Genomic DNA, 13,164 nt, shown 5'->3' with positions numbered 1-13,164 from the left:
TTAAAGAGACAAAGCCCCTTACCGTTCCCAAATCCCATGCTTATGAAGCCGTGAATTATGCGCTGAACCAGTGGCCGTATTTTGAAAACATCCTTTTAGACGGTCGCCTAGACCTGACAAACAATTTGGTCGAACGAAGTATACGTCCTTTTACAATCGGACGCAAGAATTGGGTTACAATGAAAACGGATCGCGGTGCAGTCGGTAGCTCCATGGTTTACAGCATCATACAAACTGCATTGGCCAACGACCTAAAAGTTTATGAATATCTGGTCTATTTATTGAAACAGATGCCGAATACAGATTTCAACCAATCTCCGGAACTGATTGAAAAGTTTGTTCCTTGGTCGAAAGAGCTACCAGCTAACTGCTACAAAACTAAAAATTAGAAATTCATGTCCAACCTTAGGGTTGGGCTTTTTCTTTGCTTACGTGCGTAGCATTTGACAATTACTTAGTGAGGATATATCCGTCCGTACATGAGCTTATGTTGTTTCGGGTGCGCAGAAAGCGTGATGCTTCAGGCAAGCCAGCCACAGGAGAGTGGAAAACGACGAAAGTCACATCCGACAATGCGGTATGCTCTCAGTTCCAGCCCCGCTAAACGGGGATTGCCTAAAACGGAACGCCGCCCATTTGCGGCTATGGATTAGTCCTGAATATCCGTCATGGCAACACAGCCCCCATAGTAGTCTGAGGCGGTAGCGCAGTCCACATGGCAAAGGGGGGCAGTCCAATCGCCAACACACAAAGGAAAGGTGCGTGAGGCATCATTAGAAGTCCTGCGGCAGTGTTGCAAACCCTGGGCAAGTAAAGCGCAGAACGTAGAGTATCAGTACGAGCGATTGTACCGAAACCTCTACAACCCGGAATTCTATCTTCTAGCCTACAAAAATATTGCATCCTCTCAGGGCAGTATGACATTAAGACGACTGAAAAAGCACATAAAAACCCAGCGGGAAATGGTAAGGCTTTTATTAAAAGGACTATATCAGCTGAAGTTTAAAGCCGAATTAGTTTTGAGTAGCGCATAGAGATTAGACAACTATAAGAAAACTAATTTTGGGGTAGGGGAGGTATATCCATTTTAGAGTTAAATTAAGTAAAAAATGGTTATACAATACATTATAATTGAATTTCTCAATTATGATCAGTGAAAATTATACAGAAGCTAAATTGCTAACTTTGAAACAGAAATTATTTTACTTTGACATTAACATCTCATGGGTGTATACAATTACTAAGCGAGTTTTTATGAATAATGTAGAGAATGGGGGCGTATAAGATGGATGAACAGTATCCGCCTAAGTCAGTTTTAGTGGCCGGTTATGCGCAAGTGCCTAAAGGCTCCGCTAACTACGAACAACACAAAGTTATAGTCGTAACATTGGTTGTAGATCTTGAAACATCAATAATTGTTGATGCCGGAGTTAATATAGACTGGGATGTGATTAATAAATTCTTGCGCTCAAAGGCTATTGGGTTACAATTAGATAATGGGATTGAAGGATATGTTCAGAGTATACGGAGTATGGCATCATTTTCTGCCATTGAATCTTTTATACAGGCTTTTAAAATTTGTTATGAAAGGTATATCGAAATTGCTAGTAAGAATAAAACAATCAAGCAAGTATAAGTACCTGCTTTTGTACATTTTTTCTTTAAATATTAGATCAAAGCGTCTTGACATGCTAAGAGAACAGTGGTATAAATGATACATATTAATTGAATATGCTGGTTATTTATGGGGCAGGCTTTTCAAAGGGTTGCCGTATAGTAAATAAGCTCAGCTATTGAACCCAGGGTATAAAACCGTGGCTTCAATAGCTGAGTTTTTCTATTTTTATCCTGGAATGCGGTGGATACTGTGAAAAAAATAATGAAATTATCTCCAGCACAAAGGACACCGGATTCAGGACAAAGGGCAGTCTCAGTGAGGTCGGTGGGGCATTATATCAGAATGAGTGCAGCATAAGGCAGATAGCTTCTTTTGCCACCGAGGTGGCTCAAAACCTGGAGAATGTTAATAGTTTAAGCGCAAATATTGGCGGGCGGACCGAAACGCTTGTGGGAAAAATAAGGTCTGGTCAAACCAAAATTCAGGAGGTTCTCCTGCAGATTCAGGAAATCAATGACCCTGCATGACTATTGAACAATATAGCAGAGACCTTGCATGTCTCAACACTATATGAGGGGAGCGTTGTTTAGTGCAAAAAATATTGAAACCCGTCATGGATCCTCAGGCGGAGTACGGAAACAAACTGGTTACTGCCGATGAAGCAGTTAAGCGGATTAAGTCAGGAGATCGCATTCAATATGGAGAATTCGCCTCGGTGCCCATTAATTGCGATGCAGCCTTGGCAAGAAGAAAGAATGAACTGAACGATGTATGGATAAGTACCAATACGCTAACTTTTATACCTCAAGCCGTAATATCTGATCCCAGCCACAAGCACTTTATTAACAATGATTTTTTTCACAGCATGGTCGGCCGAAAGCTGTCGGATGCAGGATTAACTTTCTACGTTCCTTCTGCTTATCATGAAGCCTATAAGATAGCGAGAGAATCGCCGGGTCGACGCAATGTTGCTATGGTGACAGTTAACCCGATGGATGAATATGGTTTTTTTAACTTCGGAACAACTACGTCTATTAATCCTCTTATACCCGAGCTGTTTGATCTGGTCATAGTGGAGGTCAATACCAATATGCCGCGTGTTCATGGTCAGAAGAATTACCTACACATTTCACAGATTGATTGCATAATTGAGGGGGATAACCCACCGCTAATGCAAATATCCAAAATAGATTATACGGAGACTGATGATAAGATTGCCCATTACATAATGGATGAGTTGGGAGACGGCGCCTGTCTGCAGTTAGGCATAGGGGCGATGCCCAACCGTGTCGGCTCTTTGATCGCCCAATCCGACATCAAAGACATAGGTGTGCATACGGAAATGCTGGTTGATTCCTTTGTGGATATGTATGAGGCAGGGCGTATCACAAACATGCGCAAGAATATCGATAAGGGGAAATTCACCTTTACCTTTGCACTGGGAAGCGATAAGCTTTACAAGTTTGTTAATAACAATGTCCTGTGTAATGCGGCCCCGTCAGACTATACCAACGATCCATACGTCATCGCTCAAAATGATAATGTATTTTCTGTCTGCGGCTGTCTGGAGGTGGATCTCTTTGGACAGGTATCTTCGGAGTCCAAGGGATCACGTCAGATTTCCGGAGTAGGCGGACAGTTCGATTTTATCTACGGCGCTTTCCGCTCTAACGGCGGCAAGGGATTTTGCTGCATGCATTCAACCGTCAGGGACAAGGACGGCAAACTCACATCCAGGATCGTCCCTGCCTTCGCTCCTTCAACAGCTGTCACGGTACCACGATATATAACCAATTACGTTGTAACAGAATATGGCTTGGTGAATCTCAAAGGCAAGGCGACATGGCAAAGGGCGGAGGAACTAATCAATATCGCGCACCCTGACTTTCGCGACGAACTGATCAAGCAGGCGGAAAAAATGAAGATCTGGCGGTACACAAATAAGCAATAGAACTAATTCTTTTTTCAGAAAAAGTTACCATTCTTCAGAGGTAACTGCCAAATATAAGGTTTATCATGTTTGACTGAAAGCCGGTGATATATGACAATATGAAGTCGCAGTTCTAACTATATTTTTTAAATTTTATATCAATTAATATGTGGATATTTAAAGGAGGAGTCATAAATGATTACTATGAAAGAAATTTATTCCGAACTGTCAACCGTTCTTAAGAACAACACTGCCAAAAACAAGGGAATAAGCGGTGTATTCCAGTTTGATATCAGTGGAGAGGATGCCATGTCTTTTTCAGCAAAGCTTGAAGATGGCTCTCCCACCCTGAATGAAGGTGAAACTGACAGCCCGACAATTACGATTTCAATGGATTCAAATGATTTTAAAGACATGGTGGCAGGCAAGTTAAACGGGACTATGGCTTTTGTGAGCGGCAAACTGAAGATTAAAGGCGACATGGCTCTGGCAATGAAACTAGACAACATAATTAAAGCTTAGCTTTGCACAAAACTTTTTCTCATATTAGTGTTAATTATTGTTGCCCTGGGAGTGCTAATTTTTAGTGTAATGGTATTTTACAGGTTTTTCTGAATTAGCTCAATATAGTTGGTTAAATAATTCTGGCTCTTACCGGCTGAAAAAGCAATGCTGGGGACTGGCTGTTTATAGCTTTATAAGATGGAAAGATTCCATGCTTTTGAGCAAAATTTACGGGGGGATAGTTTTTATGGAAACAAGAGAATTTACCTGGGAGCCTGCACCTAGTAAAGAACTGGAAGCCTATGCTAAACGATTTGAGAAAAGAGTGGAAAAGGTTACTGACGGAATATATTCAGCCATCGGGTATGCGCTGGGCAATATCATTCTGGTGGTAACTGACCACGGCAACGTAATCATTGATACCACTGAAAGTATGGATGCTGCCCAGGAAGTCAAAAAGGAATTCGACTTAATATCAAACCAGCCTACCCTGGCTGTTATATATACCCACGGGCACCCGGACCATATTATGGGAACCTCTGCCTTTGCTGACGAAAATACTGAAGTCTACGCCCATAAAAAAACCCTGGATTTCTACAAAACACAGTTCTTAAAAATATGGCCGATACTGAGTACCCGGTCAAGCAGGCAATTTGGAGCGTACCTTCCGAAAGGGAATGTGGCCTGTAGTGGCCTAGGACCTTTTTTGAGGAGCGAACACCAAGAGCACAAGCCATTTTTTGTTCCTCCCACCAAGGTATTTGATGACAATTTGGAAGTAACAATTGGAGGGCAGAAATTTGTACTTGTTCATGCCCCCGGGGAAACCGACGACCAAATCTTTATATGGATGCCCGAAAAGAAAGTACTATTTTGCGGAGACAATTATTATCCTTCTTTTCCGAACCTGTACGCAATACGTGGAACCTCGCCGCGCCCGGTTCATGGCTGGATAACCTCCCTGGACAAAATGAGGGACCTTGGCGCGGAGTACCTTGTGCCAAGCCATACTGAACCCATTCGTGGTTCAGAACGCATAGATGAGTTGCTTACTTTATACCGGGATGCTATTCAGTACGTTCACGATTCTGTAATACGGGGCATTAACAAAGGAAAAACACCCGATCAACTTACCGAGGAAATCAAACTTCCCGCCCACTTCACTAAACATATTGAAACCCTGGAGATATACGGCAAGGTTTCATGGTCGGTACGTTCCATATTTAATAGCTATCTGGGCTGGTTTGACGGTAACGCAACAGGGCTTGAACCTCTGCCTTCAGCGGAGAGGTCAAAAAGAATAATCAATCTGGCAGGAGGCCATCAGAAGCTACTCAATGAGGCAAAAAGCGCTCTTGACAGAGACGAGGATCAGTGGGCTGCTGAAATATCAGATATGCTTTTGGCGGTTAATCCCGAAGACAGTGCCGCCCGTGAGATAAAGATACATGCGCTATTTAAACTTGGTGACAGAATGTATAACTCTAACGGTCGGTCGTATTATTATTCCCAGGCCTATGAGATGCTGGGTAAAATAAGCTTCATAACACCAAAAGCTGATGCCCGTTCAGCTCATGCAGTGCCATCGGAGAGTGTTTTTGAAATGATGTCAGTATACATTGATCCTGTTGCCAGCGCCGATATGGTTTTGTCGGTTGGTTTCAGAATTACAGATACCGGAGAAAGATATATGTTCAAAGTTCGCCGTGGGATAGCGGAGAGTCGTGCCGGTTTTCCAGAAAATCCGTCACTGGTTATCGATGTGACTAGTAATACATGGAAGGAAATTGCCTTTGGTGTTTCCGATCCGCGCCAGGCATTTGCCGACGGACGAATGAAAATAAACGGGGATGTTCAGAAATTAGGTGAATTCATAAGCCTTTTTAAACTGTAGTTTGTTTCAGCCATTTACCCCCTAATGAACATTTTTTGATCTTTACTCTTTGAATATCAAAGATCCAAGTCAGTTTCTTTCTTGCGTAGTTGAATAAATGATTATTTATAATAGCACAAAGGTGGTATTAAGTGGAATTGAAGGAGAAATCGGCATACCGCTGGGCAATGCTTATTCTTTTACTGATAATAAACTTGCAGGTTGACGGAGCAGCTGTTACATCTCTTTCCGCTGTTTTCCCCACCATTGCCAAGGAATTTAAGCTGAACTACTCACAAATAAGTGTGATCTGGGCGGCAATACCTCTAGGCGTATTATTATTCTGTATCATTGGGGGCATATTGGCCGACCGCTTTGCCTATAAAAAAGTATTGAGTGTCTCACTTTTGTGGACCGCGGTATTTGGTGGGTTACGCGGTTTCTCGTCCAGTTATGAAAGCCTTCTGATCTGTAACCTCTTAATGGGGATGGGTATTGGCGTAATCGTTCCCAATTTGAGCAAAGGCGTTGCCATGTGGTTTGGGTCAAGAGAACTCAGCCGGGCGAATGGAATACTGTATTTGGGTGTCACTGTCGGTATGGGGCTAGGATTGGCCCTAGGAGTTCCATGTGCATCTTTGGTTGGCGGCTGGAGAAATTTAATGTTATTGCTTGCGGTAATTAATATCGCCATTTTTATTATGTGGATTGCAGCAGCCAGGGAACGTGACACTACAGGTGCGGAGTCAAGTCAGCGCCCCCCCATGTGGGATGGAATGCACCGGGTCTTCAAAGTCAAAGAAATTTGGTTAATTTCATTTGTAGAGTTTATTACTATAGGAGGGCTGATGGCAGCTTCTGGCATACTGCCAACTTTTATGGTGAGTAAGGGGATGTCTGATGCCGAAGCAGGCCTATTTACTTCCTTGGGTAGCCTGGCATCTATCGTGGGATTAATTGTTGGTCCATATTTTTCAGATAAAATTGGCCTTAGAAAGATATTTACTTGGCCGCTTTTTCTTATCATCGCAGTTACGGCGCCGCTTCTGGCAATTTTGTGGAATTGGCCTCTGTACATGGCTGCATTCCTCAGCGGGTTTTGCCACGGCTGCGCTTTGCCGCAACTTAGATCAATTGTTATAGAGCTTGAAGAGATAGGGCCAAAGCTGGCAGGCAGCGCCTTTGGTGGAATATTCACTTTTAACCGGATAGGAGCTTTCCTTATTCCGCTTATAGTTGGTAACATTATGACCATTACTGGTAAACCGATAGCAGGGTTTATTTTTATAGGAGTTATAAATTTAATTCCGGTAATACTGATGCAATTTGTAAGAGAGACAGGGCAAGGGGCAAAAGCGCTTAAACCGGTGAGGTAAACTGATACGTGTTTGTTCTGACATAATTATTTCAAGTAAATGATTATTCTTATGATTGTTTATGTGAAGGTAATGGTGCTTGATTTGGAAGATAAACTGGCAGGTGGTCTTAGTTGTGAGATAAAATAGGGAACTACACTAATGTTTTAGCTAGTGAATTGTCAGTTAAAATCTGAAATATGAGTTTTATTAGCATTTTTACAATTTCGATACAATACTCATATAACCCATTAAAGGAGGTTTTACCATGTCACAGTTTTATCCGCTCTTTATCGGCGGCAGAAAGGTACCTGCCCTCTCCGGCGCAACGTTTGAAGTCATTAATCCTTCCAACGGTGAAGTTTGCGCAACCGTTGCCAGGGCAGGCTTGGAAGATGTGAATGAGGCAGTCCGGGTTGCTAGGCAAACCTTTGAGTCCGGGACCTGGAGCCGGGTGTCGCATAAGGAACGGGCAAATATAATGTTCAGAATTGCCGACATGATTAACAAGCGGGCGCATGAACTTGCTACTTTGGAATCAATGCAATCAGGCGGGACACTTCGCAGAACCATGGGCAGTGATGTTCTTCAGCTACCGCAGCAATTTGCCATCATGGGGCAAATTCTCAATAACTTTCCTATACGGGAGGAATTGCCTTGCGTCGCCGTGCCGGGGCCTTCGATCAATATTATTGAGCGCGAGCCGATTGGTATCTGCGGTTTAATAACTCCATGGAATTTTCCAATGATCCTCGCCGGATGGAAACTGGCGCCCGCCATCGCCATGGGTAATGCAATAGTAATCAAACCAGCTTCGAATACACCTCTTACAACGCTCTTGCTTGCGGAAATTTTTCAGGAATGCGGCTTGCCCGATGGAGTTGTCAATGTGGTGGCGGGACCTGGCGCCCTAATTGGGGAGGCCATCGTCACCCACCCTGAAGTGGACAAGATTTCATTTACCGGCTCTACAGCGGTAGGCCGCCGCATTATGCAGCTGGCCTCTCATACAGTTAAGCGCCTGACGCTTGAACTGGGCGGAAAAAGCCCAGCGATCATGCTGCGTGACGCCGACCTGGACCTCGTTTCCGAAGGGGCGCTATTTGCGACATTCCTGCACAGCGGTCAAATTTGCGAGTCTGGCACCCGCTTACTGGTACCGCGCGAATTGCAGGATGACATAGTGGATCGCCTAATCGCCAAAGCCTCAACAATTGCCATTGGCAATGCCATGGAACTTACTACAGGTATGGGGCCGATTGTATCCAAAACACAGCGGGATACCATTCTCAATTACATTCAGGCTGGTATTGAGGAAGGCGCCGTTCTGGCGTATGGAGGCAAAATCCCCGATTTGCCGGCGGAATTGGCGGGCGGCTTTTATATTCAGCCCACCATTTTTAAAAATGTTGACAATTCTATGAAGATCGCTCAGGAAGAAATCTTCGGGCCTGTTCTATGTGTCATTCCCTATGATACGGAAGGAGATGCCATCCGCATTGCCAATGACTCAATCTATGGCCTGGCGGCCGGTGTCTGGAGCAAGGACATCACCAGAGCGCAGAATATCGGACGCAAACTCAGGGCCGGCACAGTCTGGATCAACGACTGGCATATGCTTCGGCCGGATGCTCCGTTCGGCGGCTACAAACAATCAGGCTTTGGCAGGGAATCCGGCTATCAGGTATTGTTCGAATACTCCCAAACGAAACACATGCACACCTCCATGGTTCCTGACGTTAACCAAAGGTTCTGGCACCAGCTGCTTTTTGACAGCTGGGCTACAAAATAGCCGCCATGCAAGTGTTAGCGCACGGTTTGGTGGCGGCGATGCTAAAGCAAGTCCGGCAGGACAGGCTGGGCAACCTTCTTTTTTATATCGGGGAGGGCTGCTGCGACGGCACCGCCCCGTATTTGTATGAAAATTTCATAGTGGAACCTACGGCGGTCCAAATCGGTTCAGCGTATGGAGTACCGGTTTACACCTCGCAGCGGCTGGCGGCTTTACATACCGGTAAGACCTTGATATTGACTGTAATTACCTCTGTGGGTGACAGGTTTTCCATTGAAAGTGACCACGGCCTTCAGTTAGTACTGTTGCCTCAACCTAGAAAGGATGATATTTAATGCCTACACAAACTTATTTCCGGTTTGATTTTCGCACCTCTGTATCAGCAGGACCCGGTGCCCGGGCATTTCTTCCGGCACATATGAAAGAGCTTGCCGCCCGGCGCTGGATGATTATAACAGATAAGGGCATTATCAGCGCCGGAATTATCGACAAACTAATGGAATCATTCGACGGGCCTCATGATTTGCACATCGTTACCATATTTGACGAAGTCTTGCAGGATGCAAAAATGTCCCTGGTTAATAAAGCCGCGGGAATCGGACGCCAGCTGGCTGTAGAAGGTATTCTGGCCGTCGGGGGTGGCAGTGTTTTGGACACGGCCAAGGGAGTAAAAATGCTGCTTGCCTCCGGACTTACAGATATAGCAGACACTGTGCCGGCAAATACCGGATTATATGTAGGTGAGCTGGCCAAGCCGCTGGGAATAAAGCACATTGCCGTCCCAACCACGGCAGGGACAGGATCCGAAGTTTCTCCTGTCGCCGTCTTTTTAAATGAAACCGACCATGTAAAAGCCAATTTGCTGCATCCATACATTAATGCTGATATTGCAGTACTTGATCCTGACTTGACAGTAGGGCTTCCGCCCAAGATTACCGCCTTTACTGGATTCGACGCCCTGACGCATGCTATCGAAGGCGTGGCGTGGCCATATCAGGGGCAGATGTATGATGCCTTGGGGCTGCAGGCAATTCGTCTGATTGAGCAGAATCTGGCGAAGGCTGTTTCCAATGGAGCGGATGTCGACGCCCGGATGAACCTTTTGACCGCCAGCTGTATGGCGATTATGTCGTTCTCGTCGCTTGGAGCCATCCCGGTTCATAACTGTGCCCACGCCCTGGGCGCAATGTATGACATACCGCACGGTCTGGCCAACGCCGTGCTGCTGCCCATAGTAATGGAGGCGCTGCCGGAACTGTACCTGCCCAAGATAAATGCATTGGCCGATGCACTCGGGATCAAGGAGAAAGCAACACCGGATGAACTGCACCAAATAGCTGTAGCAAAAATCAGGGTTCTCCAAAATGAACTAGGCCTGCCTGCAAACTTACTTCAATTCGGACCAAAGCCAGAGGAGATGCAGCAGGCCATAACCAACGTTTTGTCCGACCCAGCCGGTTTAGTTTTCAAGATACCTCTTGAACGTCTGATCAAAATTCTGGGTAAAGCCTTGTTCGACATGTAGGAATTGCTTGTAACATCGTTGTACTCTTACACAAAAACCCAAGAACCAAATCAGTTTCTACGGAGTGATGTTTTTGACAAGATTCGCTTTTGTGACGCCTGAGGTTCTGCGATCGCTTCAAATAAGGTTTTGCTGGTTGAATGGGCAACCACACAAGCCAGCTCCTTGATTAAAAATGGTCGGCCCCTAACCCAAGCCCAAAGAAAGTTAGCGCTAGGAAAACGGGGAACTCTAGCAGTAGGAATGATAACCTAGAAGCCCTTAACCTCTTCAGTTGAAGGTCAAGGGAGTATCGGTAAAACTACTTTTTTTAAGTAGAAAGCGATACTCCTTTTTTATGCTTTAAAAGAATTTAGTGTAAATTAAATAATTGATATTTCTTTTAAAGCATCTTGTAATTAAATCTTTATCAAAGGAAGTCTTTCGTTTATGCTAATCCCAACTTTCTTAGTCTAGCATAAAGGCGGGTTCTACTCATTCCAAGCTGCTTTGCAGCCTCACTCTTATTGCCTTTGGTCGAATCAAGAATAGCGAGAATGATCTCCTTTTCAGCAATGTTTAGCTTGTCCCTATAGACTTCCCTAACAGCGTCCTGTTTTTCAGTTCTTGATAAGTTCCTAGTGCTATCTACCTTCAGGAGGTAAGAAGGCAAGTGCTCTAGCGAGATTTCTCCCTTAATGACGAAATTAGCCGCACGCTCAATTACATTTTCCAACTCTCTTATGTTGCCGGGCCAAGAGCAGCTGGAAAATATGTCCAAAACCTCAGGGGAAAATCCGGTGATGTCCGTTCCTAGGATACGATTGAATTTTTCTATAAACCTAGTTACTAATAACCCTATGTCCTCCGTGCGTTCCCGCAATGGAGGCAGATGAAGGTTGATTACGTTCAAGCGGTAATACAAATCTTCCCGGAAAGTACCGCTTGTTACTGACTTACGCAAATCGTGGTTGGTTGCGGCAATGATCCGGACGTCGACTCGAATGCTCTTGGTTCCTCCAATTCGTTCAAATTCTCGCTCTTGGATGGCCCTCAAAAGTTTAGTTTGTAGACTTAATGACATGTCACCAATTTCATCCAGGAAAAGGGTTCCTTTGTCGGCCATTTCAAAACGTCCTGGTTTTCCGTTGCGTTGTGCCCCCGAGAAAGCGCCAGGCGCATAGCCAAACATTTCCGATTCAAGCAAATTTTCTGGAATTGCTGCGCAGTTGATGCTTACAAAGGGACCGTTGCGCCGCTGACTGCAATAATGAAGAGCCTGAGCAACCAATTCCTTGCCAGTTCCACTGTCACCTGTAATTAGAACGGTTGAATTTGTGCGTGACACCTTTTGAATTTCTTCCTTCAAGTACAGCATTGGCGGACTAGTGCCTATTATGGTCTTCAGTTCAAACTGCGAGGTTTTTGACTTTTGCAACTCTTCCTTGTAATATGCTACCTTGCTTTGTAATGAGTTGAGTTTTTTTACTAGTTCCTGTATTTCTGGTAGCTGCGGAAATACGATTTTTCCAACGGCTCCGGATGGTACACCATCTATGACAATGGGCAACCTTGAAACGATAAACTGTTTATCGTCAATATTTTGAATCTCACTGAACTCGGGTACCCCTGACTTAGCTACAATGTGAAGCCGGCTATTTGTCATGATTTCTGTGACATGTTTGTTCAGAACTTCTTCGGGTCGGATCTTTAAGAAATCAGTAGTTGCTTTATTAACTAAGGTGATACGGCCGCATTCGTCCACCACGATAATTCCGTCATAAATAATGTTTAGCACAGTATCCAAGGTGCGATTTAAGTTTTTAACTATTTCGAGTTCCTTTGCCGCTTGCTCCAATTCCGTTAGGTCGTGAAAGACGGCCACTGCTCCGTTTACTGCTATTCCATCTGAAATGGGCATGACATTAACAACTGTATGAATATCACCATGAATGTATTTAATGCCTATTATTGCTTTCCCCTGTTCAAATACTGGACGGAGATCCAAACCGGTGAGTACGCTTTTACTGGGCGACCCGAGCGTCTTCTCACTGCTGAGACCCAACATCTTTTCTGCGCTCTTGTTTATCAGAGAAACGGATTCACTGGCGTCAAAGGCCACGACGCCATTATGCATTGCATTCAATACAGCTGTGAGCTGAGCATTTAAAAGGTTAGACTTTTTTAACAGGCTTAAAACTGTATTGGTTTTGGTAACTACTCCAACTACTCTAGTATGTTCATCTACCACCGGTGCAGATCCTACCGGACTCATTTTGATCACCTGTTCTACAATGGCAGATGGTATGCTTTCAGGTACACTGTAAACGTCTTTGGTGATCCAAGGGTCAATATAATCCTCCAAGGAAGCTTTATGCAGAAGGGCATTGTAAAGATTGGTCCGGGTAAAAAGCCCTATTAGGCGCCTCTCCTCAGAAACTACGGGAAGCGCATCAACTTTAGTCTGCTTAAAGGCAAGTATCGCCCTTTCCAAAGTATCGCCGCAATAAAGATTGGTTATGTCAGTATTGATAATGTCCTTAATATGCATTTAATCACCTTCTATGTAAAATTTGAGGCAAATCAAG

General features: G+C 44.5%; 10 protein-coding genes and 1 pseudogene. 10 read left to right on the top strand and 1 reads right to left on the bottom strand.

Features of this window, described 5'->3' with window-relative positions; genetic code table 11:
• The 10 genes and pseudogenes from JL57_RS12080 to JL57_RS12035 all read left to right on the top strand — a co-directional run.
• On the top strand, window positions 1–389 hold a 389-nt coding region (locus tag JL57_RS12080), incomplete at its 5' end, for a transposase (RefSeq protein WP_034142289.1).
• Between the two features lie 383 nt (window positions 390–772).
• Window positions 773–923: pseudogene (locus JL57_RS36365) on the top strand (RNA-directed DNA polymerase); the annotation flags it as partial.
• A 362-nt stretch (window positions 924–1,285) separates the two neighbouring features.
• The gene (locus tag JL57_RS12070) at window positions 1,286–1,636 is read left to right on the top strand and encodes a DUF3870 domain-containing protein (protein ID WP_034142287.1); all 351 of its coding nucleotides are present in this window, start codon (window positions 1,286–1,288) and stop codon (window positions 1,634–1,636) included.
• Between the two features lie 571 nt (window positions 1,637–2,207).
• Window positions 2,208–3,569, top strand: a complete 1,362-nt coding sequence (locus tag JL57_RS12065) for an acetyl-CoA hydrolase/transferase C-terminal domain-containing protein (protein ID WP_366557012.1) — start codon at window positions 2,208–2,210, stop codon at window positions 3,567–3,569.
• 174 nt (window positions 3,570–3,743) lie between these two features.
• Window positions 3,744–4,070 (top strand): SCP2 sterol-binding domain-containing protein, encoded by a 327-nt coding sequence (locus tag JL57_RS12060; protein ID WP_034142286.1) that lies wholly within the window; start codon window positions 3,744–3,746, stop codon window positions 4,068–4,070.
• 229 nt (window positions 4,071–4,299) lie between these two features.
• Window positions 4,300–5,946, top strand: a complete 1,647-nt coding sequence (locus tag JL57_RS12055) for an alkyl sulfatase dimerization domain-containing protein (protein WP_291299999.1) — start codon at window positions 4,300–4,302, stop codon at window positions 5,944–5,946.
• 131 nt (window positions 5,947–6,077) lie between these two features.
• The gene (locus JL57_RS12050) at window positions 6,078–7,301 is read left to right on the top strand and encodes a nitrate/nitrite transporter (RefSeq protein WP_034142284.1); all 1,224 of its coding nucleotides are present in this window, start codon (window positions 6,078–6,080) and stop codon (window positions 7,299–7,301) included.
• A gap of 247 nt (window positions 7,302–7,548) precedes the next feature.
• Window positions 7,549–9,072, top strand: a complete 1,524-nt coding sequence (locus JL57_RS12045) for an aldehyde dehydrogenase (protein ID WP_034142283.1) — start codon at window positions 7,549–7,551, stop codon at window positions 9,070–9,072.
• A 38-nt stretch (window positions 9,073–9,110) separates the two neighbouring features.
• Window positions 9,111–9,407: a DUF779 domain-containing protein gene (locus JL57_RS34255; RefSeq protein WP_291299998.1), complete on the top strand. Its 297-nt coding sequence runs from the start codon at window positions 9,111–9,113 to the stop codon at window positions 9,405–9,407.
• Window positions 9,407–10,597: an iron-containing alcohol dehydrogenase gene (locus JL57_RS12035; protein WP_034142282.1), complete on the top strand. Its 1,191-nt coding sequence runs from the start codon at window positions 9,407–9,409 to the stop codon at window positions 10,595–10,597. The genes JL57_RS34255 and JL57_RS12035 overlap by 1 nt, the downstream gene beginning before the upstream one ends.
• A 427-nt stretch (window positions 10,598–11,024) precedes the next feature.
• Here JL57_RS12035 and JL57_RS12030 read toward each other — a convergent pair whose 3' ends face one another.
• Complete coding sequence (locus JL57_RS12030) at window positions 11,025–13,127, bottom strand: sigma-54-dependent Fis family transcriptional regulator (protein WP_034142281.1); 2,103 nt, start codon at window positions 13,125–13,127, stop codon at window positions 11,025–11,027.
• Window positions 13,128–13,164 lie beyond the last annotated feature (37 nt).

The sequence above is a fragment of the Desulfosporosinus sp. BICA1-9 genome (genome assembly GCF_000802135.1).
The sequence above is the reverse complement of the archived record's forward strand: the minus strand, read 5'-3'. Positions and strand labels throughout refer to the sequence as shown.

Excerpts from the sequence above, each read along its gene's own strand:
- JL57_RS12070 (WP_034142287.1), top strand. The coding sequence starts at position 1,286 with ATGGATGAACAGTATCCGCCTAAGTCAGTTTTAGTGGCCGGTTATGCG.
- JL57_RS12060 (WP_034142286.1), top strand. The coding sequence starts at position 3,744 with ATGATTACTATGAAAGAAATTTATTCCGAACTGTCAACCGTTCTTAAG.
- JL57_RS12055 (WP_291299999.1), top strand. The coding sequence starts at position 4,300 with ATGGAAACAAGAGAATTTACCTGGGAGCCTGCACCTAGTAAAGAACTG.
- JL57_RS12045 (WP_034142283.1), top strand. The coding sequence starts at position 7,549 with ATGTCACAGTTTTATCCGCTCTTTATCGGCGGCAGAAAGGTACCTGCC.
- JL57_RS34255 (WP_291299998.1), top strand. The coding sequence starts at position 9,111 with ATGCTAAAGCAAGTCCGGCAGGACAGGCTGGGCAACCTTCTTTTTTAT.
- JL57_RS12035 (WP_034142282.1), top strand. The coding sequence starts at position 9,407 with ATGCCTACACAAACTTATTTCCGGTTTGATTTTCGCACCTCTGTATCA.
- JL57_RS12030 (WP_034142281.1), bottom strand. The coding sequence starts at position 13,127 with ATGCATATTAAGGACATTATCAATACTGACATAACCAATCTTTATTGC.